Source organism: Gemmobacter lutimaris, assembly GCF_003570715.1.
Lineage (GTDB): Bacteria > Pseudomonadota > Alphaproteobacteria > Rhodobacterales > Rhodobacteraceae > Gemmobacter > Gemmobacter lutimaris.
In genome coordinates this window covers 1-22,375 of sequence record NZ_QXXQ01000009.1, presented here as the reverse complement: position 1 = coordinate 22,375, position 22,375 = coordinate 1, and the positions used below count along the sequence as shown (strand labels likewise).

19 protein-coding genes are annotated in these 22,375 nt (G+C 61.6%); 14 read left to right on the top strand and 5 right to left on the bottom strand.

The annotated features are described in order from the left end of the window. From D2N39_RS15005 to D2N39_RS14990, 4 genes are all read left to right on the top strand, one after another. A partial coding sequence (locus tag D2N39_RS15005; protein WP_119135597.1) for an Ig-like domain-containing protein occupies positions 1–2,477 on the top strand: 2,477 nt, incomplete at its 5' end. Positions 2,478–2,498: 21 nt separating this feature from the next. Beyond that, the gene (locus D2N39_RS15000) at positions 2,499–3,839 is read left to right on the top strand and encodes a TolC family protein (protein WP_158589849.1); all 1,341 of its coding nucleotides are present in this window, start codon (positions 2,499–2,501) and stop codon (positions 3,837–3,839) included. After that, positions 3,836–6,040 carry an ATP-binding cassette domain-containing protein gene (locus D2N39_RS14995; protein WP_119135595.1) on the top strand — a complete coding sequence of 735 codons (2,205 nt, stop codon included), beginning with the start codon at positions 3,836–3,838 and terminating at the stop codon, positions 6,038–6,040. Before D2N39_RS15000 ends, D2N39_RS14995 begins: the two co-directional genes overlap by 4 nt. Next, complete coding sequence (locus tag D2N39_RS14990; RefSeq protein WP_119135594.1) at positions 6,037–7,218, top strand: HlyD family efflux transporter periplasmic adaptor subunit; 1,182 nt, start codon at positions 6,037–6,039, stop codon at positions 7,216–7,218. The genes D2N39_RS14995 and D2N39_RS14990 overlap by 4 nt, the downstream gene beginning before the upstream one ends. Here the strand turns inward: D2N39_RS14990 and fliP are convergent. Genes fliP through fliF form a run of 4 tightly spaced genes read right to left on the bottom strand, consistent with a single transcriptional unit; the run spans position 7,215 to position 10,364 of the window. After that, positions 7,215–7,931, bottom strand: a complete 717-nt coding sequence (gene fliP / locus D2N39_RS14985; protein ID WP_119135593.1) for a flagellar type III secretion system pore protein FliP — start codon at positions 7,929–7,931, stop codon at positions 7,215–7,217. The genes D2N39_RS14990 and fliP overlap by 4 nt on opposite strands. After that, entirely contained in the window at positions 7,928–8,197 is a 270-nt protein-coding gene (locus tag D2N39_RS14980) for a FliM/FliN family flagellar motor switch protein (RefSeq protein ID WP_119135592.1), read from the bottom strand. Before D2N39_RS14980 ends, fliP begins: the two co-directional genes overlap by 4 nt. Then, entirely contained in the window at positions 8,194–8,781 is a 588-nt protein-coding gene (locus D2N39_RS14975; protein ID WP_119135591.1) for a FliH/SctL family protein, read from the bottom strand. Before D2N39_RS14975 ends, D2N39_RS14980 begins: the two co-directional genes overlap by 4 nt. Then, positions 8,781–10,364, bottom strand: coding sequence for a flagellar basal-body MS-ring/collar protein FliF (gene fliF / locus D2N39_RS14970; protein WP_119135590.1), 1,584 nt, complete (start codon positions 10,362–10,364; stop codon positions 8,781–8,783). Before fliF ends, D2N39_RS14975 begins: the two co-directional genes overlap by 1 nt. 120 nt (positions 10,365–10,484) lie before the next feature. On the opposite strand from fliF, the gene D2N39_RS14965 reads away from it, so the two are divergent. Genes D2N39_RS14965 through D2N39_RS14945 form a run of 5 tightly spaced genes read left to right on the top strand, consistent with a single transcriptional unit; the run spans position 10,485 to position 14,896 of the window. Then, positions 10,485–10,964: a flagellar basal body-associated FliL family protein gene (locus D2N39_RS14965; protein WP_119135589.1), complete on the top strand. Its 480-nt coding sequence runs from the start codon at positions 10,485–10,487 to the stop codon at positions 10,962–10,964. A gap of 9 nt (positions 10,965–10,973) precedes the next feature. Continuing rightward, positions 10,974–11,336 (top strand): hypothetical protein, encoded by a 363-nt coding sequence (locus D2N39_RS14960; RefSeq protein WP_119135716.1) that lies wholly within the window; start codon positions 10,974–10,976, stop codon positions 11,334–11,336. Continuing rightward, positions 11,333–11,896 (top strand): MotE family protein, encoded by a 564-nt coding sequence (locus tag D2N39_RS14955; protein WP_119135588.1) that lies wholly within the window; start codon positions 11,333–11,335, stop codon positions 11,894–11,896. The genes D2N39_RS14960 and D2N39_RS14955 overlap by 4 nt, the downstream gene beginning before the upstream one ends. A 58-nt stretch (positions 11,897–11,954) precedes the next feature. Then, positions 11,955–12,824 carry a flagellar motor stator protein MotA gene (gene motA, locus D2N39_RS14950; protein ID WP_119135587.1) on the top strand — a complete coding sequence of 290 codons (870 nt, stop codon included), beginning with the start codon at positions 11,955–11,957 and terminating at the stop codon, positions 12,822–12,824. Then, positions 12,824–14,896, top strand: coding sequence for a hypothetical protein (locus D2N39_RS14945; protein WP_119135586.1), 2,073 nt, complete (start codon positions 12,824–12,826; stop codon positions 14,894–14,896). The genes motA and D2N39_RS14945 overlap by 1 nt, the downstream gene beginning before the upstream one ends. Before the next feature lies 1 nt (position 14,897). On the opposite strand, the gene D2N39_RS14940 is transcribed toward D2N39_RS14945, so the two are convergent. Beyond that, the gene (locus tag D2N39_RS14940; RefSeq protein WP_119135585.1) at positions 14,898–16,295 is read right to left on the bottom strand and encodes a helix-turn-helix domain-containing protein; all 1,398 of its coding nucleotides are present in this window, start codon (positions 16,293–16,295) and stop codon (positions 14,898–14,900) included. A 148-nt stretch (positions 16,296–16,443) separates the two neighbouring features. Here D2N39_RS14940 and D2N39_RS14935 point away from each other — a divergent pair, with 148 nt between their 5' ends. The 5 genes from D2N39_RS14935 (at position 16,444) to D2N39_RS14915 (ending at position 21,963) form a co-directional block, all read left to right on the top strand. Then, the gene (locus tag D2N39_RS14935; RefSeq protein ID WP_119135715.1) at positions 16,444–17,643 is read left to right on the top strand and encodes a pyridoxal-phosphate-dependent aminotransferase family protein; all 1,200 of its coding nucleotides are present in this window, start codon (positions 16,444–16,446) and stop codon (positions 17,641–17,643) included. Positions 17,644–17,667: 24 nt separating this feature from the next. Further along, positions 17,668–18,606 (top strand): HpcH/HpaI aldolase/citrate lyase family protein, encoded by a 939-nt coding sequence (locus D2N39_RS14930; RefSeq protein ID WP_054303959.1) that lies wholly within the window; start codon positions 17,668–17,670, stop codon positions 18,604–18,606. 13 nt (positions 18,607–18,619) lie between these two features. Further along, a complete protein-coding gene (locus D2N39_RS14925; RefSeq protein WP_054303958.1) occupies positions 18,620–19,792 on the top strand; it encodes a malate--CoA ligase subunit beta in 1,173 nt (390 codons plus the stop codon). A gap of 11 nt (positions 19,793–19,803) precedes the next feature. Further along, a complete protein-coding gene (gene sucD / locus D2N39_RS14920; protein ID WP_119135584.1) occupies positions 19,804–20,700 on the top strand; it encodes a succinate--CoA ligase subunit alpha in 897 nt (298 codons plus the stop codon). A 186-nt stretch (positions 20,701–20,886) separates the two neighbouring features. Further along, complete coding sequence (locus D2N39_RS14915) at positions 20,887–21,963, top strand: DUF475 domain-containing protein (RefSeq protein ID WP_407645579.1); 1,077 nt, start codon at positions 20,887–20,889, stop codon at positions 21,961–21,963. Positions 21,964–22,375: the final 412 nt, after the last annotated feature.

Here is a 22,375-nt window from a genome sequence, read left to right as displayed (position 1 = left end):
GCGACGGAGATGGTGACGGCGACGGCGACGGAGATGGTGACGGCGACGGCGACGGAGATGGTGACGGCGACGGCGACGGAGATGGTGACGGCGACGGCGACGGAGATGGTGACGGCGACGGCGACGGCGACGGAGATACCCGTGCTACCCCCACTGTCGATCACCCCGAGTCCTCTGACACTCTGACGACCAACACCGAAGATCCGCGTTGCGTCGTGACCGGCACTGGCGAGCCGGGCGATACCGTGACTGTGGTTGTCGGCGATCAGACGCAGACCACGACGATCAACGAAAGTGGCACCTGGGGTGTCACTTTCGAGGATGGCTCGTTCCCTTCGGACGGTTCGTTCCGTGCGGATGTCACGGTCACCGGCGGCGGGTTTACCTATGATCTCGACGGCCCGAGCTTCATTATCGACATGACCCCGCCCGAAGTCTCGGCGACCTCGGGGGTGGAAAGTGTCGGCGATGTCGAGAACGGCGCCGAATACCTTGATGGTGTGACCATCGGCGGCGAAGGTGAAGCTGGCGCCACGATTGAAGTGCAGATCGAGGGCAGCAGCCATACGACCGTCGTGGATGCCGAGGGCAACTGGTCTGTGACCTTCACGACCGAGGAAATCGCCTCGGGCGAGCACAGCTATGCCGCGACGATCACCGCGACCGATCCGCTGGGGAACCAGACGGTCATTCATGAAACTGTGGTGGTGGATACCTTCACCACCGTAGCTTTTGCGGATGCCGCCATTGCCGGGGACGATGTGATCAACGCGGCCGAGGCGGCTGGCACGATCACCATGACCGGCTCGGCTCAGGCCGGGGCGACGGTGACGGTTGAATGGCTGGGCACCACGGTGAATGCGGTGGTGGCGGAGAATGGCAGCTGGACCGCCAGCTTCGCGGCCGGTGTGGTGGCTTCGGGCACCTACAGCGGCACGGTGGCCACGGTCACGGCGGTGGATGCGGCGGGCAACAGCGCGACCGCGACCCATATCATCGACGTCGATACCGAAATTTCGCTGAGCATCGACGACCCGCAGATGGGGGATAACTACATCTCGGGAGCCGAGCATTCGGCCAGTGCGGGTATCGTGCTGACTGGCGAGGGCGAAGCGGGGGCGACTGTCGAAGTGACCTTCGAAGGCATCACCCGCACGACGACTGTGGGCGCCGACGGGCAGTGGAGTGTTGCCTACCAAGGCAACGAAATCGCCACCGGCACCCGCGACTCGGTCGTCAGCGTGACGACGACGGACGCGGCCGGGAATACCGAAACGGCAACGCATACGGTGTCGATTGATACCGAGGTGAAGGACTACGCCGGTTCGGCCGATGCTGTGATCAACGGCGCCGAGGCGGTGAATGATCTGGTCGTTTCGGGCACGGTCGAAGTGGGCTCGCGCGTGGTTGTGCAGCTTGCTGATGGCGCTTGGCACAATGCCGCGGTGGATGCGAGCGGCAACTGGTCGGTCCGTGTGCCCTCGTCGGAAATTCCGGCGGGAGAGCATGATCTGACGCTGACCATGGTGGCGACCGATCACATCGGCAACACCAAGACGCTGACCCAGGCGGTGCACGTCGATACGCTGGTGCGTAACCTTGGCCTTACGGGCGAGATTGCGGGCGATGGCGTGGTCAATGCTACGGAATATGCGCAGGGCGTGGTGGTTCAGGGCACGGTCGAGGCCAATTCGACCGTGACCGTGACGCTGGAGAACGGCATTCGCCATACGGTCAGCGCTGGTGCGGATGGCAAGTGGTCTGTCACGCTGGCGGCTGGCGAACTGCCGGTCGGCGACGGGGTGGATACGGAAATCCGCGTGAGCGCCACCGACAGCGTGGGCAACGTCGATTTCTTCACCGAAACGATCCATGTCGATACGGTTGCGCCACTGTCACCCGAGATCACCGCGATCACGCCGACCAAGGACGCGCAGGGCAATGCCATCGGGATGCGGGCGCTCTATGCCGACATGACCGACGACATCTACACCTTCGATCGTGTGGATGCCTCGGGCACGGTGAGCCACATTCAGGCGACCGAAACCGACAACGCCACCTTCAACGAAACCGAGTTCCGCTTTGGCGGCACTGTGCCGGATGGCAGCTATCTGGTGATCAACAATGCGGATGCGGCGGGCAACTCGTCCTCCACGCTCTTGATCGTGAACACCACAAATTCGGTGGAGGTCGATCTTGGCCGCGCCGGGCTGCACGGCTTCGATTTCGCGGCGGTGGATCTGACCTGGGCACCGGATGCGCAGATGACCTTGACCGCAGATGATCTGAACCGTCTGACCGGCCCGGATCATCAGCTGGTGGTCAAGGGGGATGCGGCCGACGATGTGAGCCTGAGCGGGGACTTCGCCGCAACAGGCACCCAGTCGATCGACGGGCAGACCTACACGGTCTACACGTTGGGCGACGGTCACGGATCGGTTCTGATCGACGACGATATCCATACGACGTTGATCTGACGGGGGCGTCAGATGCCCGGTATGCGTAAACCAGTTCGAGCCGGGGCCCTGCGCCCCGGCCCGGCCCTGACGCTTGTGCTGGCGCTTGCGGGCTGCATGGGCGGATCGGGGCCGGATGTTACCAGATCGTCCTTCGGGGCGGGGTATGGCCCAGATCAACCTGCCAGCATGACAGAGCTTCGTCAGGCCGGTCAGGATGCAAAACAGCGCTCCGCCATCATTGATGCACTTCTGGCGCGGCAGTCCATTCTGCCGCCCGATGGTCCCTATACCGAGGTTGCGCAGGCGGTGACCGCGGCAAACGCCGGTGTTGCTCGCGCAGAATTGCGTGTGGCGCGGCTGAAGGCCGAAGCAAAATCGAAAAACTGGCTGCCGAAGATCGGGCCGAGTGTCAGCCTGACCTCGCTGGGTGCGGTGGCGGCTTCGATCCTGATCGAACAGACCATTTTTGACGGTGGCGCGCGCAAGGCTGAACGGGCCTATTCGGCCGCCGATGTGGAGGTTGCTGCGGCCTCCTTGGCGGCGGATGCCAATGCGCGCGTCTATGAAGGCCTGTCCCTGTATATCAAGACCCAGCAATCGCTGGACTATGCGCGGCTGTCCGAAGCGGCTGTCACCCGCATGGCCGATTACCAGCGCATCGTGACGATCCGTGCAGATGGCGGCCTGTCCGACCGTTCCGAACAGCGCGTCATCGAACAGAAGACCGCCGAGATGCGGGCGCGGTTCAATGATGACCGATTCAACGCACGTCAGACGTTGGCTGAGTTGAACGCCATGTCGGCGCGGTCGCTGGACGGTATTGCGGGGCTGCAACCCCTGCCGCCCGATGGCATCACACCAGAGCCTGTTGCGGTTCTGAAGACCCGTGCCGAGGGGACGCGCACACTGGCCGAGGCCGATATCCTGCGCGCGGGTTACTTTCCCGGCGTGAAGGCCGAAGCGAAACTGGACGATGACGGCCTGCTGTCCGGCCTGTCAATCGGTGCCGACAACGCCTTTGGTTTCGGCACCGGGGCAGAGCTTCAGGCGCTGAACTCCACCGGCGATGTGGTGGACCGGCGCATCGCCAAAAGCGCCGAGGATGCCAACCGCCGCATCGTCTCGCTTCAGCATGACATTGCTACCTTGCAGGCTCGCGAGGCCGAGGGTGCAACCGTGCTGGCACAGACCGAGGCGACGCTGTTCACCTTCACCCAGCAATACAAGATGGGCCGCCGTCCGCTGATGGAACTGGTGGGCATGTTTGAGACCTTTGTTGCGATGCAGCGCGAACAGGCGGGCCTGAAATACGAAATCGCATTGCGCCGTCTGGAAATCGCGCGTGATCGCGGCGTGCTGGTGAACGGAACACAGCTATGAGTGATCGGGTCGTCGCCTTCGAACTCAACGCCAACCGTGCCGCGATGCCAGCGCGCGCCGCGGCACCGGCACAGCCGGCGCCGAAACCCGGCGAGAAGGCTTTGGCACGCGCAAGATTGGCGGCGATCTACCTGGGGCTGGCCGGGGCCGAGGTTTCAGCCTCCGATCTGGCCGAGGCGATGGCGATTCATGCGGATGCCGGGACGACACCAGATCTGAACCACCTTTGCCGCGCCTTGAAAGACATGGGTCTCGTCGCACGGGTTGATCGGGCCGAGGCACCCGTCGCGGCACTCTGGCCTGCGCTGGCACAGATGTCGTCGGGGCAGCTTGTGCTGGTTCTGGCGCAATCCGGCGATTGCGTGACGATCTATGACGCGACCCTGCCCGACAAACGGGCCGAGGTCGCGCTGGATGAATTTACCGCAGTGTTCAGTGGCGTGCTGCTGCGGGCACGCCCGTCGCTGGCCAAATTGGAACAGCGCCATGCCGAGGATGCTCCTCGCCCGCACTGGTTCTGGGGTGAATTTCTGGGCTTTCGCCGCCAGCTTGCCGAGGTGGCTGCTGGATCCTTGGTCGCCAATCTTCTGGCCGTCGCGGTCGCGCTGTTCTCGCTTCAGGTCTATGACCGGGTGATCCCGCACCAGTCGGAACCGACGCTCTGGGTGCTGGCGATGGGTGCGTTTCTGGCGGTTGTGCTGGAGGGGATGCTGAAGGTCGCACGCTCTACCCTTATGGATACGACTGGCCGTCGAATCGAGATGTCGGTGCAGGAAATCCTCATGCGGCGGCTGTTGAACATGCGCGCAGCGCCGGGCAAGCGCACACCTTCGCAGACCTTTGCCGCGATGCGCGAGTTTTCCTCGGTGCGCGAGTTCTTTACCTCGACCACCATCGGTACACTGGCCGATCTGCCGTTCCTGATCATCTTTTTCCTGCTGGTCGCTTCGATCGGCGGCAATCTGGTGTGGATTCTGGTGGTTGGTGGCATCCTGATGGTAGCGCCGGGCCTGTTCTTCCAGAAACGTATGATCGCGCTGACCCAGGCGACGCAGGGTGCCTCGACCCGCGCGGCGCGGCTGCTTTACGAAGCGGTCTATGAACATGAAACCGTTACGACGCAGCGTGCGCAGGACCGGATTTCGCGCATCTGGGCCGAACTGACCGCGCTTTCGGCGCTGAAATCCTCGGAACAGCGGCATATGTCCTCGCTGCTGACCTATTGGGCGCAAGGCGTGCAGCAGGCGACCTATATCAGCGCGGTGGTCGTCGGTGCCTACAAGGTTTTCGCCGGCGATTTCACTGTGGGGACGATCATCGCCATCGGGATCCTGACCTCGCGCACGCTTGGCCCGCTGTCACAGATCTCGGCCACGCTGGCGCGCTGGGCCAATGTGCGGGCGGCGTTGGACGGGCTGGAAAGCATAGCTGCCGCTGAACAGCAGGAAGAACCGGGCCGCAGCTATCTGCGCCGTGACCACATCAAGGGCGGATTCGAACTGCGGAACGTGGAATTCCGCTATGACGAGAAATCCAGCGCCGTGGTCGATATTCCGGGCATCGCCATTCCGCCGGGCCAGCATGTTGCGGTTCTGGGGGCGAATGGCTCGGGCAAGTCAACTTTGCTGCGACTGCTGGCCGGGCTGTTCGATCCGACACGCGGCCGCATCCTGATCGACGGGGTGGATCTGGGGCAGGTGCATCCGCGCGACCTGCGCCGCGGGATCGGCTATCTGGGGCAGGAGGTGCGACTGTTCGCGGGCAGCCTGCGCGACAACCTCAATCTCACGCAACTGGAGCGCGATGACGACCGGCTGTTCGCCGCGCTGGATTTCGCGGGTCTTGGCCCTTTTGTCCGCAACCATCCGCGCGGGCTGGATCTGGAAATCCGCGAACTGGGCGAAGGGCTTTCGGTCGGGCAGCGGCAAAGCATCGGCTGGGCGCGGCTCTGGCTGCAAGACCCGTCAGTCGTGCTGCTGGACGAGCCGACTGCCGCGCTGGACCAGACGCTTGAGGCGACGCTGGTCAGCCGGTTGCATGGCTGGCTGAAGGGCCGCACCGCGATCATCGCTACCCACCGCGTGCCCATCCTGCAACTGACGGAACGCACGGTGATCCTTCAAAACGGCAAGATGGCGGTCGATGGTCCGCGCGACGCGGTTCTGGCGCATCTGTCCAAGGCGCAGGGGGGCAAGCCATGAGCAGCGCAGCCTTCGATCACGAAATTTCCGAACGCACCCGCCGCCCCTCGGTCACGATCTGGGTGATTGGCCTTGCAGTTGTCGTCTTCCTGCTATGGTCGGCTATCGCCTGGGTGGCCGAAATCGTGCATGCGCCGGGAACGGTGGTTTCCTCGTCGCGGCCACAGATCATCAACAATCTTGAAGGCGGCATTCTGGCTGAATTGAATGTCTCGGAAGGCGACATCGTGCAGCCTGGGCAGGTTCTGGCGCGGCTATATGGCACGCAATACCAGTCGCAGGTCGATGATCTGACCGACCAGGTTGCCACGCTGGAAATCCGTCGCCTGCGGCTGGAAGCCGAAATGCTGAACCTCGCCGATTTCGATGTGCCGCCGGAATATGCCGCGAGGGTTCCCGACATCGTGGCTTCTGAAACCACGCTTCTGGGTGCGCGGCAAAGCGATTACGGATCAAAGAAAGATGGTGCCGAGCAGGTGTTGAAGCAGGCCAACAAGGAATTGGAGATTCTTGAGAAGATGCTGGCGATGGAAGTCGTGCCCCTGATCGAGGTGACCAACGCGCGCAAGCAGCAATCGGAAGCCGAGAACCGTCTGAATGACGTGGTGACGCAGATGGAACTCGACCGCGCTACAAATTATTCCGAGACCTTGGGCAAGCTGACCTCGCTGAAACAGCAGTTGAAGATCGCCGAGGATCAGCTGAACCGCACCGTTCTGGTGGCGCCGATGAAAGGCGTGGTCAACAAGCTGTCGATCACCACCATCGGCGGCGTGGTGCGTCCGGGCGAAGAAATCCTCCAGATCATTCCGCTGGAGGACGAGCTTTACATCGAGGCTCGGGTGAAACCCGAGGATATCGCGCAGGTTCGCAAGGATCAGGACGCCACCATCAAGCTGACCGCCTATGATTACACGATCTACGGCACGCTTCAGGGCAAGGTCGATTTCATCTCGGCCGACACGTTCAAAGACGACCGCTCGCGCAATCCCGATGGTGACCCGCATTACAAGGTCACCGTGAAAGTGGATCTGTCGAAGCTGACGGAACGCCAGCAGGCGCTGGAAATCCGGCCCGGTATGTTGGCAGATGTGGAATTGCAGACCGGCGGGAAGACCATCCTGACCTACCTGACCAAGCCGCTTTACAAGTCCCAGCAGGCGCTGCGCGAGCGTTAGAGATAACTTCGCACAAGCGCACCGGACAGCAGGCTCCACCCGTCGGCGACGACGAAGAACGCCAGCTTGAATGGCAGCGACACGATGGCGGGCGGCACCATCATCATGCCCATCGACATCAGGATCGCGGCCACCACAAGGTCGATGATCAGGAAGGGCAGGAACACCAGAAAGCCGATCTCGAACGCGCGGCGCAGTTCCGACAGCAGAAAGGACGGCACCAGCAGGGACAGCGGCGCCTGTGTCAGCTCTGGCGGTGTTGCTTCCCGCAGGGACGCCAGTTCGCCATAGGTTTCCGGGTCGATCCGTGCCGACATGAAGCCACGGAACGGCGCAACAGTCAGCGGTATCGCTTCTTGCAGCTCGATCTCACCGCGTGACAACGGCCCGGCGCCTTTTGTCCATGCCTCGGTCAATACCGGGTCCATCACGAACCAGGTCAGAAACAACGCGAGGCTGACCATCAGCATGTTGGGCGGTGCCTGCTGCAATCCGATGGCCTGCCGCAAGATCGACAGCACGGTCAGGATGAAGGGAAAGCAGGTCACCATGATCGCAAGGCCCGGTGCGAGGCTGAGCAATGTGATCAGCGCGATCAGTTGCATTGATCGCATTCCAAGCGTCGGCCCTTCGCCCAGATCGACCGAAAAGCTTTGCGCTGTGGCCGGGCCTGCCAGCAGGAACAGGATGGCCAGAAGGGCTGGATATCTCACAACTCACCGCGCAGATTGGCCACTTCGGTCAACCGAACAGCGAGTTGGCCGGCCTGATCGCCCTCCATTTCCTGCAATTCACCGCGTGCGATCAGCCGGTCACCGACATAAAGCTCCACCGGGTCATCCACCCGCCGGTCAAGCGGTAGAACCGCATCACGCTGAAGCTTCAGCAAGTCACGAACGCGCGGCCGGGCTTTGCCGACCGAAATCACGATTTCGATGGGCACCTGTCCGAAAGGGTTGCTGTCGGAAGTATCAGTCATATTCTGCGATCCTGTTCTGACAATCCAAAGAAATTGTAAACTGCGGTGGACAGTTCCTGCGTGGCGCGGTCGAGGTCGATACGCGTTTCCGTCTCGCCAAGGCGGAGATAGACCTGCCCCTCGCCCAGAGTGGGCTCCTCCACAATCCGCAGCGGCAGCCCGGTTGCGTGTTCCAGCAGCGTTTCCACTGGCAGGCGCGCTGCGGGATTGAGCACCAGTTCAACCGGCGCCTCTGCAAGATCCTTGGCCAGAGGCATCAGGGTTTCCAGAACCACAGGCGCCAGTGCCGCGTGCGCGACCTCGGGCAGCAGACGGTTCACCATTTCCCGTATCAGGGGCGCCAGTGCCTTCAAAACATGCATGCGTGCATCGTGAAAGGTAAAGCCAAGCGCCTGAATGCTGCGTGCCAGATCACCGCGAATCTGCGTTTGGTCCTGGTTTGCAGCATTGGCGGCATCTTCCCACCCGGCGGAGTAACCCTGTTCATATGCGGCAAGACGCTCCTCCTCTGCCGCCGAGGCGCGATCAGGGGCCAAAGCCTCGGTTTCTGCCTGTGATTCGAAGACTTCGAGTTTCAGGCCCATCACGCCTTCTCCTCTGAATCTTCCAGCCAGCCACGCAGGATCTGAACCGATTCGGTTTGGCGCGCCTCGATCAACCGACGCAGCCTGTCTACGGGATCGTCCGGCAGTTCCACCGATTCACCTGGAATATCGGTGAAGCCAGAGATGTCGTCGATCTCGCCGGAAACCACACGCGGCACTTCGCCCATGCTGGCGGGGGAGGGGAGCATTCCACCCATGGCGCCGGGCAGTAATCCGGTTTCGTCCTGGCGCCTCTGGGGCGTGCCCGTCAGCAGTGGGCGCAGAACGAACAGGCCAAGCACAAGAGTAACCAACGCCAGAACGGCAACCTGAACAAGCTGCATCACATCGATTTGTGGCAGCCAGCCGGCTTCGACCAGGGTTCCTTGCGGGGCCAGTGACTCGAATGAGAGCGATTTCAGCGTCAGAACATCGCCGCGTGCGGTGTCCAGCCCAACGGCCGAGGCGACGAGTTCGCGCAGATCTGCGAGCTCAGCCTCGGGACGGGGTTGCCAGCTTGTGCTGCCGTCGGCAGCCTGGCTGTGCAGACCGTTGACCAGAACGGCAACCGTCATCCGGCGAATGGCACCCGGCGCGCGAATCAGTTCGCGCTGGGTTTCCGAAACTTCGAAATTCACCCTTTCGCGGGTTTCGCTGTTCTGGCTTTGACTCCCGGCCTGGCCAGCATCGCCTTCGGGCAAATTGGAAGCGACGGTAACATCCTGATTTATATCGCGATTCGTGCCAGATTTTTCGGTTGTGTCCGTCGATATTGCCACGCGCCCTTGCGGGTCGAATTTGCGCTCGGTGATCTGCTCGTGATCGGTGACGAGATCCAGTGACAATTCCACCACGGCATTTCCGGGGCCGACACGCGCCTCCAGCAACCGCTCGACATTCTGGCGCAATGCGGTTTCCCGATCGGCAGCGGCGGCCGTGGTGGTATCGGTCTCCGGGGGAACCAGCCCACCGACACTGTCGATGACGGAAACATCTTCGGGGCGCATACCGCTGATGGCGGCGGCTACCAGATGCCGCAAGGCTTTGGCCTGTTCTGTCGAAGCTACACCCGCCACCGTGGTCACGGTGACCGAAGCCGTTGGCGGGGCCGATTTGCGAAACGGCTGTGCTGCCGATTGCGCGATGTGAACACGCGCATTGCGAATCGACGGATTGGCCAGAATGGTGCGCGCAAGTTCACCTTCCTTCGCCCGCCAATATGCGGCATCAAACATCTGCGATGTCGTGCCGAAGCCGGACAGCCCGTCCAGCAGCTCATAGCCGGCGCCTCCTGCGGCGGGCAACCCTTCTGCCGCAAGCGTCATCCGAATCGCATCCCGGCTGGTGGTCTCGACATGGATGGCGGTGCCGCGCACCTCATAAGGAATTCCACGCTGTTCGAGCGCCGCCACGATCTCGCCCGCTGCCTGCGGCTCCAGCCCGGCGTAAAGCAAGGCATAATCCGTTCGGCCGGTGACCCGGGAAATGGCAAAGACCAGAGCGAAGACGGCAATCGTTACACCGATCAGGGTAACCTGTCTGCGCAGGTTCATTTGCGACCAAAGCGATATGAGGTTCTGCATGTGTCGCCTCTGACATGCGGGCTTCTGCCCCGTTTGGACGAGTCATGCGGGATCGGGCTTAACAATCGGTTAGTGACCTCGGGCTTATAGCTGGTCTTCGCAAGGAATGCGGAGAGCACGATGGCAGAAGCGCAAGAGCCGCAGGAGGCGGCACCGAAAAAGGCATCGAAATGGCCGGTTCTCATCGGGGGCGTTCTGGCGCTGCTTCTGGGGGCAGGGGGTTTTTATGCAACCTTCAGTGGAATGATCGGTGTGCCCGGCACGCAGTCAGAGGCGGAACACGCAGCAGAGCCGTTGCCCGAGATTGCCTTCGTGCCAGTGGACACGGTGGTGATGTCACTGGGCGCGGCAGGCAACAACCAGCACCTCAAGTTCAGCTCGCAACTGGAAGTCACGCCGCAATATGCGGCGGAAGTCGCGCGCTTGATGCCGCGCATTCTGGACGTCATCAATTCCTACCTGCGCGCGGTCGAGGTGACTCACCTCCAAAGGCCCGATGCGCTGTTGAAAATCAGGGCGCAATTGTTGCGCCGTATTCAGGTTGTGACCGGCGAAGGCCGCGTGCGCGATCTTCTGGTCACCGAATTCGTACTGAACTGAGGGATGGGCATGACACTCGTTGCGGATATCCTGATGGTTGCGGGCACTTTGGGCGTCGCCATCTATTGCTATGTGCTTTCCGTTCGCCTGAAGCGGTTTTCCACATTGGAATCAGGGATGGGCGGGGCGATCGCCGTACTTTCGGTGCAGGTTGACGACATGACAAAGGCTCTGTCTCGCGCGCAGGCAGCGGCAACCGGTTCGGCGGCGACGCTCGAATCGCTGACCCTGCGCGCAGAAACCGCTGCCGCTCGGCTGGAGGTCATGCTGGCGTCCCTGCATGACCTGCCCGAAGATGAAACTGGAAGCGACCGGCGGCTACGATTCGTGCGCCGCCGCAATGGTCGCGACGATATGGAGATCGGGGTGTGAGCCGCGCGGCACGGCGGCCCGGCCGTGGCGCCCTCTACGCCCTTTCGGTGATTCTTCTGGCCAGCGCCTCACTGCGCGTCGGAACCAGCGTTGGTCATGCGCTTGCGGCATCGGAAGAGGCGGGCGCGGCTGCCATGCCGGTCAACTGTCCGGTGCCGCCCGCCGCTTTGGTTGAGGCTCTTTCTCTGCGGGAACAGCGGCTGGCTGTGCGGGAAGCTGCGATAGCCGAAAAAGCGGCCGCCATTGCACTGGCCGAAGACGTAACCACCCGGCGCTTGGCCGAGCTTGCGGCAGCGGAAGATAGTCTGCGCGCGACCCTGACGCTGGCCGATGGCGCGGCGGAGCGTGATCTGGCGCAGTTGACTGAGGTCTATCAGGCCATGAAGCCGAAAGAGGCGGCAGCGATCTTCGCCGGGATGGACCCGCAATTCGCGGCGGGGTTCCTTGGGCGGATGCAGCCGCAGACCGCCGCCGCGATCCTCGCAGGCATGCCGCCGGATACCGCCTATGCGATGAGTGTTCTGATCGCAGGCCGCAACGCGAATGTGCCAAGGCAGTGAGGGAATCTTAACTCCCAACCGGCAAAGCTGACCGCGATGCACTGGGAAGGAGGCGCCGATGTTCGGACTCGTCGGTATTGTCGTGATCTTCGTGATGGTCTTCGGTGGCTATCTTCTGGCCGGGGGCAAGCTGGGGATCATCCTGAAGTCGCTGCCCTTCGAAATGATCATGATCGGGGGGGCGGCCTTGGGCGCATTTCTCGTGTCGAATGACCTTGCGGCGGTCAAACACGCCATGAAGGACATCGGCAAGGTCTTCAAGGGGCCGAAATGGCGGCCGGGGGATTACCGCGATCTGCTGTGCCTTCTGTTCGAGTTGATCCGCGTTGCGCGTTCCAATCCGGTCGCACTGGAAGAGCACATCGAAAAGCCAGAGGATTCTGCGGTTTTTGCCCGTTACCCCCGCATTCGTAAAGATCATGAGGCGATGGAGTTGATCTGCGACACGCTGCGGGCTGCGTCGATGAATTATGATGACCCGCATCAGGTGGAGGAGGTGTTGGACAAGCGCATGGACACCGCGCGCCATCACGCGCTGCACTCCAGCCACGCCTTGCAATCCGTAGCCGACGCGCTTCCGGCGCTGGGCATCGTGGCGGCGGTTCTCGGGGTCATCAAGACGATGGGTGCCATCGACCAGCCGCCCGAGGTTCTGGGCAAGATGATCGGCGGTGCGCTGGTGGGCACGTTTCTTGGGGTATTTCTGGCTTATGGGATTGTCGGTCCCTTTGCAACGCGAGTGAAGGCGGTGGTCGAGGACGACGCGCATTTTTATCAACTGATCAGGGAGGTTCTGGTTGCGAACCTCTATAATCATCCCGCGAACATCTGCATCGAAGTCGGTCGGCAGAACACGCCACAGAATCTTCGCCCGAGTTTTGCGGAACTGGAAGACGCGTTGCGCGCTCTGAAACAGGAGGCCGCGTGATGTGCCGCCTGTTCGCGCTGCTTATGCTAATCCTGCCATATGCATCATGGGCTGAAACGGCGCACGTGACTTCAGGGGAGCATGACGGTTTCTCGCGTCTGGTCGTGACGCTTGCGCAGCCTGCAAGCTGGACTCTGGGGCGCCTTGATGGCGGGTATCAGCTTCAAATCGAAAATCCCGAGCTGACATTCGATCTGTCCGATGCGTTCCGTCGCATCTCCAAGACCCGGCTGGCCGGTGTGGAAGCTGGATTGGGGGGGGTATTGAACATTGCCCTTGCATGCAATTGCCATGCCGAGGCTTTCGAATTCAGGCCCGGCATCATCGTGATTGATCTGAAATCGGGCTCGGCAAAGAAGGGGTCGCCGTTTGAAGCTGTGATGACGCCGAAAACCGCCGTTCGTCCTTTAGCCGTGGACAGGAAAGTGGAGCGCGCACCGCTGCCCCTTGACGATCTTGCCCTTGACCTCATGCGCAAGACAATTGCCGAGGGGTTGGGTGCGGCTGCATCTGAGGGAATCGTTGACCTGCGTCTTCCTGCGTCAACGCGACCTGGATCTGACGAGGGGACGATGGATCGTCGGTCAGTGCATATCCGGGTGATGCAGCCTGAAGGTCTGGACGGGAAATCTGCAGAGGACCCGCACAGCCTTGCATGTCTGGATGACAGCCGTTTTGAGTTGCGGGCCAGCACGGGAAGTAGTCGGCCAGAGATGGAATTTGCTTTTTTATACCATGGCCTTGCCGGAGATATGGATGAACCCCAGCCCCAGATCGCCACCATGGCGGCTTGGCGGGCATTGTCGCTCGGTTTCGGGGCAGAAGCGGCACAACTCGTGAAGGTATTTGCAAGTGACACAAGAGATGCGCCGATCCTTCTGGCGATTGCGGCAATAGTGGACGACGATCCGATTGTCACGAATCCGTTCGAAGGCATGGAATCATGCTCCTCTCTGGCTGCGCTCTGGTCAGTTCTCGCGCGATCGTATTTGCGACCCGGAGAGCCGGTAAATACAGGGGCAATTTTTCTCGGATACTCGGATCTCCCGGTCAATTTGCGACAATTGCTCGGTCCTCGTCTGGCAGAAAGATTTGTCCAGAATGGCGATACCGAAATGGTGCGGAAGATCAGGGATGCGATTGCACGGGCTTCTGACGGGGCTTCCGGTGTCGTGCGCCTTGTTGATGCATCACTGGATGCGTCAAATTTGCCTGAAAAGGCGGAAAAGACCTATCAGGAAATCGCCGCAGGACATGACGCGATGGAACCTGCTGCCTTGATTGGGCTTGTTGATCTGGCGCTTGTGACAGGCACGGCCATTGATGCCCGGAAGATGCAGGATCTTGAGATCCTGGCCAGCCAGCGCCGGGGTCAGCCTGATGCGGCCGCATTACAACGGGCTTACGCCCTTTCCCTTGCTCTGGATGGTCAGTTTTCGCAGAGCCTTGCGGAGGCAAAAGACGAAAGAACCAAGATTGATGTCTGGACCCTCCTTTCTGAAAAGGCAGGCACGTCCGATCTCCTGATGCTGGCAAGCGATACCGACCAAGCACCAGATGGCTTGCCGAAGAAGACGGCAGAGCTGCTGGCGACGCGGTTTCTTGATCTTGGTCTGCCTGAAGTTTCCGAGCGATGGACGAACCGGGCGGGGATGGAGAGTGGGGAGCCTGCGGCGCGGGTGTTTACCGCCCGTCTTGCACAGATGAGACGGGATGCCGCTTCCACATTGCGATTGCTTGCGGGGTTCGGCGGGGTTGAGGCCGAGAGATTGCGCGGCGAAGCCCTGATGCAGATGGATATGCCATCCGAGGCGGTTGGCGCATTTCTCCGTGCTGGGGATACAGAGGAAATGCATCATGCGCTGCGCGTCTCTCGGGCCTGGCGCGCGGTATCCGAGCAGGATCAAGGAGTCTGGCGAGATGCTGCGGAGATGGCGATTGATCCGCCATTGGAGACAAGCCCTGAGAAGCCACTGGCGACAGTGCGCAACTTGCTGGATCTAAGCGCACGCGCGCGTTTGAGGGTTCAGGAATTGCTTGAGGCGGAGACAAAATCTGAGAGTCCATCGTAATTCAGACTTCGAATCGTGTTGCGCCGCGGCGCATGGTGTTGACTGGTTCAGGCAGGGTCAAAGCCTGGTAGGCGCGCTGGTCACAATGGTTGCGCGGGCAGATTCGGCAATTTATTCCCACAGGTGTCATCGTGATACCTGAAAGCAGGAATGGTTCAGCATAACCGATTTCACTGACATGTTCGAGCGCGCATCCCATTGCAACGGCGAGTCGATTGTCCTGGGCGTGGCGAACCCAGGTCGGCCGTTCGACTGTTCGTGAAAACACAAAGAAGCGCCCGCCTTCCGGCATTTCGACGAATTGCGGAACGATCCGGCCGGGCGTTCGAAAGCTGGTATGGACGTCGAGACGCGGGCAGGCGCCGCCATGTTCCGCCAGCGGGAAACTCGTCGCGTTGAACCGCTTTGCGACGTTGCCTCCCTTGTCGATCCGCAGAAAGAAGAACGGAACGCCGAGTGCACCCTCTCGTTGCAGGGTCGTGGCGCGGTGGCAAGCCTGTTCGAAACTGACGCCGAACCGGGTGGCGAGGTGATCAAAGTCGTATTTCGTGGCCTTTGCCTCGGCCAGAAAGGCGTCATAAGGCATGAGGACGGCAGCGGCGAAATAGTTTGCAAGCTCCACCCGCAAGCGCGCGACACCTTGTGGATCCGACAGACCGGAAGCCGCAATGACACGATCAAGTGGGGCGGCAAGCTCCAGCAAGGCGCACATATGAACGAGCTGGAAAATCCGGTTGGTATGATCCAGAGCTTCTGACAGTTGAATTTCCCGATGTGCCGCGCTGTAGTCGCGCAGGGAAAACGGCATTTCTTCTACAGGTAGAACACGGACTGTCACGCCAAGCCGATCCCGCAACCGGCGCTTCAAGGCGTAGTAGATTTCATCACGTTCGATCTCTTCGCCGGCCCAGAAGGATTCGGCGGCTTCTTCCAGATCACGAAAGTTATTGCGGTTCTTGCGGAAAATATCGTGGACCGCCGCTTCAGGTGAAGAGAGGGGCGCCTGTCCCGCCAGTTCGGTCATTGACAGCAACTGATCCGAAATCGCGTGATAGGCACGATGCAGGCGCAGAAAAGCTGCTGCAAGATCCGGGCTATGGATCAGCGCGGCGCGCAATTGCGGCAGATCTGGGCGTAGTTGTGCAAAGAGAGGATCCTGCACAGCGCCGCGCAATTCCGGCAGGAGGTTTGCGTTTTCGTCTTCCGCGATATCGCGCCAATCGACGCCATAGGTATCCAACAGCCGGAACAGGATGGCGACAGAAACGGATCTTTCATTGTTTTCCAAAAGGTTGACGTATGACGCACTGATTCCGAGCGCCTTGGCCATCTGGGCCTGGGTTTCCCCACGCTCTTGCCGCAGGCGCCGCAACTGAGGTCCGATGAAGGTTTTCTGCATACGTTCGCACACAAATGAATGGTTAGTTAATATTACAATATTACAAAATATGCCAAGTGTAAACTCTCGCATTTACAGCAGAACGCAGATTCATTTCCCCACAGTGAAATTTCTGGGCATCAATGATCTCAGCAATGGGAGGATTGCCATGAAAACCGGACTTTCTCACCTCTTCATCCCCGGCCCGACCAATGTGCCGGAAACCGTTCGCCGCGCCATGAACGTGCCGATGCAGGACCACCGCGCCCCGGATTTTGGGGATTTGACGGCCAGCATCTTCGCCGATCTCAAGACGGTCTACGGCACCACCAAGGGGCGCGTTGCCCTGTTTCCCGGCTCGGGCACTGGCTGCTGGGAGGCGGCCATCACCAATACGCTGAACCCCGGTGATAAGGTGCTGATGGCGCGGCATGGCCAGTTTTCGCATCTCTGGGCCGAGATGGCGAAGCGTCTGGGGTTGGAGGTGCATCTGATCGACTTGCCCTGGGGTGCGGGTGCCCCGGTGAAGGAATTTGCCCGCATTCTGGGCGCCGACCGGCATGGCGAGATCAAGGCGGTCTTCGTCACCCATAACGAAACCGCAACCGGCGTGACATCGGACGTGGCGGGCGTGCGCAAGGCGCTGGATGATGCGCTGCATGACGCGCTGCTGTTTGTGGATGGCGTATCGTCGATCGGCTCGATCCCGTTCCGCATGGATGACTGGGGTGTCGATCTGGCGGTGACCGGCAGCCAGAAAGGGCTGATGAGCCCTGCGGGGCTGGGTATGCTCGCGGTCAGCCCGAAGGCGCTGAAGGCGATGGAAAGTTCTACCATGCACCGTGCCTTTTTCGACCTGGCCGATATGCTGCGCGCCCATGATGGTGGTTCGTTCCCCTACACCCCGCCGGTGCCGCTGCTGCATGGCGTGAAGGCGGCGCTGACGCGGATGATGGAAGAAGGGCTGCCGAACATTCACGCCCGTCACAAGCGGCTGGCATCGGGTGTGCGCCGTGCGGTAGCGGCCTGGGGGCTGGACCTCTGCGCCGAACATCCGACGCTTTATTCCGATACCGTCACGGCGGTGCGCGTGCCTGAAGGAGTGGATGCGCGTGAGGTCATCCGTATCGCCTATGAGCGCTACAATTGTTCGCTTGGGTCGGGGCTGGGGCCGCTGAATGGCAAGGTGTTCCGCATCGGCCACTTGGGCGATCTGAACGAAGGCATGTGCCTGACCGCCATTTCCATCGCCGAGATGGCGCTGGTCGAGGCCGGCGCCCGCATCAAGCTCGGCTCCGGCGTCGCTGCCGCGCAAGAGGTTTACCTGATGCGCCCCGCCACGCCCGAACTGCGGCTGGCCGCTGAATGATCACCGGATAAACAGGACAGACACATGAGCCACACTTTGCACCCGCTGCGGCGCCAACGCCTGCAGCGCTCGGAACTTGCCGTCCCGGCGTCCAACCCCACCATGATCGACAAGGCCGCGACCGGCCCGGCCGATTACATCTTCCTCGACCTTGAGGATGCGGTGGCACCGCCGGAAAAGGAACAGGCCCGCAAGAATGCCATTCAGGCGCTGAATGACATCGACTGGGCGGCGGCGGGCAAGACCGTTTCTGTCCGCATCAACGGGCTGGATACACACTATATGTATCGTGACGTCGTTGATGTGATGGAGCAGGCGGGCGACCGCGTGCACACGCTTCTGGTGCCCAAGGTCGGCGTGACCGGCGATCTGTATATGGTCGAGGCCATGGTGAACCAGATCGAGATGGCGAAGGGCTATCAGACCCGCGTGGGTCTTGAGGCGCTGATTGAAACCGCGCTGGGTATGGCGAATGTCGAGGCTATCGCGCAGTTTGGTGGCCGGCTGGAGGCGCTGCATTTCGGCGTGGCCGATTACGCGGCGAGCCTCAGGGCGCGCACCACCAACATCGGCGGTCTGAACCCGCATTACCCCGGCGATCAGTGGCATTCGGCGATCAGCCGCATGGTGGTTGCCTGCCGCGCCTATGGCCTGCGCGCCATCGACGGACCTTTCGGTGATTTCAGTGATCCCGAGGGCTATAAGGAGGGCGCGCGTCGCGCCGCCGCGCTGGGCTGCGATGGCAAATGGGCCATCCACCCCTCGCAGGTCACGCTGGCGAACGAGGTCTTCTCGCCGCCGGATACCGAAGTCACCCGCGCCCGCCGCATCATCGACGAATTGCGCAAGGCGGAATCCGAGGGGCGCGGCGCCGCCTCTCTGGATGGCAAGATGATCGACGCGGCCTCGGAACGCATGGCGCGCAACGTCATCGTTCTGGCCGACGCCATCGCTGCACGCTGAGGGAGGAATATAAATGGATATTCACGAATATCAGGCGAAGGAAATTCTGGCAGGCTTCGGCGTGCCGGTCCCGCGCGGTGGCCTGGCTTACAGCCCGGAACAGGCAGGCTACCGCGCGCGCGAATTGGGCGGCAGCGCCTGGGTGGTGAAGGCGCAGATCCACTCGGGCGGCCGGGGCGAGGCGGGGGGCGTGAAGCTTTGCCGCAGCCCCGAGGAAGTGCAGGACTACGCGCAAACCCTGTTCGGCCGTCAACTGGTGACAAAGCAGACCGATGCGAATGGCAAGGGTGTCTACCGCCTGTGGGTCGAGGCGGCGTCCGAGATCCGGCAGGAACTGTATCTGGGCTTCGTGCTGGATCGCAAATCCGAACGCATCATGATCGTGGCCTCTGCCCATGGCGGGATGGAGATCGAGGATCTGGCGGAAAGCGACGCGGATTCGCTGCGCCGCATGGTCATCGACCCGGCGGTGGGTCTGGTGCCGTTTCAGGCGCGGGAACTGGCCTTCTCGCTGGGCCTGCGCGGCGGGCAGATTGCGCAGATGGTCAATGTGCTGACCGCCTGCCACCGCGCCTACCGCGAGCTTGACGCCACGATGGTCGAAATCAATCCGCTCATCATCAACGGCTCGGGCGATCTGGTGGCGCTGGATGCGAAGATGAGCTTCGATACCAACGCGCTCTATCGCCGCCCCGAGGTCGCGGAACTGCGTGACCGTAGCCAGGAAGACCCGCGCGAAAGCATGGCCGGCGATTATGGTCTGGCCTATGTCGGGCTCGACGGTGACATTGGCTGCATCATCAACGGTGCCGGTCTGGCCATGGCCACGATGGACATGATCAAGCTTGCCGGGGGGGAGCCTGCCAACTTTCTTGACATCGGTGGCGGCGCCAGCCCGGAACGGGTGGTCCGCGCCTTCCGCACGGTGCTGACCGACCGCAATGTGCAGGTGATCCTCGTGAACATCTTCGCGGGCATCAACCGGTGCGACTGGGTGGCCGAAGGGGTGGTGAAGGCCTATCGCGAGGTCGGCATGACTATCCCGGTCGTGGTGCGGCTTGCCGGCACCAATGTCGAGGAGGGCCAACGCATTCTCGCCGAAAGCGGGCTGCCCCTGCATACCGCTGACACGCTTGCCGAAGCGGCCGACATTGCCGTTGGCCTGCGCCAGAAACGCGCCGCCTGAGGGAGGAAAATATGACCATTCTGATCAACGAAACGACCAAGGTCATCGTTCAGGGCATGTCGGGCCGCATCGGCCAGTTCCATACCGCCGACATGATGAAGAACAACACCAATGTGGTGGGTGGCGTGGTGCCCGGCAAAGGCGGGGAGACTTTCCTCGACCGGCCACTGTTCAACACCGTGCGCGAGGCGGTGGAGGCGACGGGCGCCGAGGCAAGCCTCGTCTTCGTGCCGCCGCCCTTCGCGGCCGATGCGATCATGGAGGCGGCGGATGCGGGCATCAAGACCGCCGTCTGCGTGACCGATGGCATCCCGGCTCAGGACATGATGCAGGTGAAACGCTTCCTGCGCCGTTACCCCGAAAACCGCAAGATGCGGCTGATCGGGCCGAACTGCGCGGGCATCATCTCGCCTGGCCGCGGCTTCATGGGCATCATGCCGCCGCATATCTACATGCCGGGTCGGGTAGGCATTGTCGGTCGTTCCGGTACGCTGGGCTATGAGGCCGCCAGCCAGATGAAGGCGCTGGGGATCGGAGTGTCCACCTCGGTCGGTATCGGTGGCGATCCGGTGAACGGGTCAAGCTTCCGCGACATCCTGCAACTGTTCGAGGCCGATCCCGAAACCGATGCCGTGGTGATGATTGGCGAGATTGGCGGCCCGCAGGAGGCAGAGGCCGCGGCCTGGGTGCGCGAACATATGTCAAAGCCGGTCGTCGCCTATATCGCCGGGCTGTCGGCGCCAAAGGGCCGCAAGATGGGCCATGCGGGTGCCATCGTTTCGGCCTTTGGCGAAAGCGCGCAAGAGAAAGTGGAGATCCTGACTGCCGCCGGGATTACCATCGCGCCAAACCCCTCCGCCATCGGGGCCACGGTGGCGCAGGTATTGGGCCGTCGCGCCGCGGCCTGATGCGTTGCTCCGGCGCCTCGGTTTCGGGGCGCCGGATGCAGGGCAGTTGACAGAACCGCCCGGTCCTTCTTATCTCGGGGCATCGCGGGGCCAAGGCACCCGCGGCAACACGGTGACCGGGCCCCTCTGGCAAGAGATCGGCGCTCTTGTGATGTCGGCACCTCGCGTTCTGGACCGCCGAGCGGAATGCTGACTTTCATGTCCACATCAACGGCCAAGCCCATGGTCGCATATCTCAAATGGGCCTTCATCGTCACCGGCATCGGATTGGCACTGGGTGCTGCCCTTGGTTGGCAGACCACCGGCACGCTTTCCGGGGCGCTGACCATCTTCTTCATCTGCGCCGTTCTGGCTGTGCTGGAGATCTCGCTGTCCTTCGACAATGCCATCGTCAATGCCAACAAGCTCAAAACGATGAGCCCGGTCTGGCAGCACCGTTTCCTGACCTGGGGTATCCTGATCGCGGTTTTCGGCATGCGGATCGTCTTCCCGCTGCTGATCGTGGTCATTGCCGCGCATGTCGGCCCGATCGACGCGCTGATCATGGCGGCTGCCCGCCCGGCTGAATACGCGCGCATCATGCAAGAGGCGCATCTTCCCATCGCGGCATTCGGCGGTACCTTCCTGATGATGGTGGCGCTGACCTATTTCTTTGACCACGAAAAGGATGTGCACTGGGTCGAATGGCTGGAAAGCCGCATGGCCTCCTATGCCACAATCAAGGGGGTCGAGATCGCGCTGGTGCTGGTCCTCGTGCTGCTGTTCTCGCGGCTGCTGGAAGGTGAGGCCCGGAACGTCTTCGTCTATTCTGCCATCTATGGCTTGCTGACCTTCCTCATGGTCGAAGTGCTGGGCGGATTTCTGGACCGTTCACAGGAAACCACGCGAGCTGCGGCGCAGGGCGGACTGGGTGCCTTCCTCTATCTGGAGGTGCTGGATGCGAGCTTCTCGTTCGACGGGGTGATCGGGGCCTTCGCGCTTAGCCAGAACCTGTTCGTCATCGCCATCGGCCTGGGGATCGGCGCGATGTATGTGCGTTCAATGACGATCATGCTGGTGGAGCGCGGAACGCTGGCCGAATATCGCTATCTGGAGCATGGGGCGTTCTACGCCATCCTGATCCTGTCGGTGATCATGTATTGCCAGACGCTTGTGCATATTCCCGAGGTCATCACCGGCCTTGGCGGGGCCGGGCTGATCGGCGTGGCGCTCTGGTCGTCGATCCGAAGCAACCGGACAGAGGCGATGGCCCGGACAGAATGACAAAAGGCCGGGGGAAACCCCGGCCTTCTTTGCTCTTTGGGGAGGGTGGGGCGGTGAAAGCGCCGGCCACATCGGGGATTCCCGAAAATTCAGGCACTTGGCGGCAGTTCTCAGCGGTATGATTCTGGTTACTGCGCGGGCGGGGGTGTTGGCGTGGCTGGTGCTGCTGCTTGACTGCAGACATATCTTGCGTGGCTTGGGGGCTAATTTGTGGTGAAAGTTTCTGCATCTACCACATTTTGCGCAAGAAGCTGAGGCGTGCAAAAAAACTGTGATCTTTGTGCGTTTTTCCTCTTGCGGGTTTTTTGCGGTGGGCCTAGATACCGCCTCACCGAAACGGACGGTGACGGAGACGGAGCGGCGCTGAGGCGCGGCGAGGTTGAGGCGGGTTCGGGAAGGGAGCGGAGGCTGC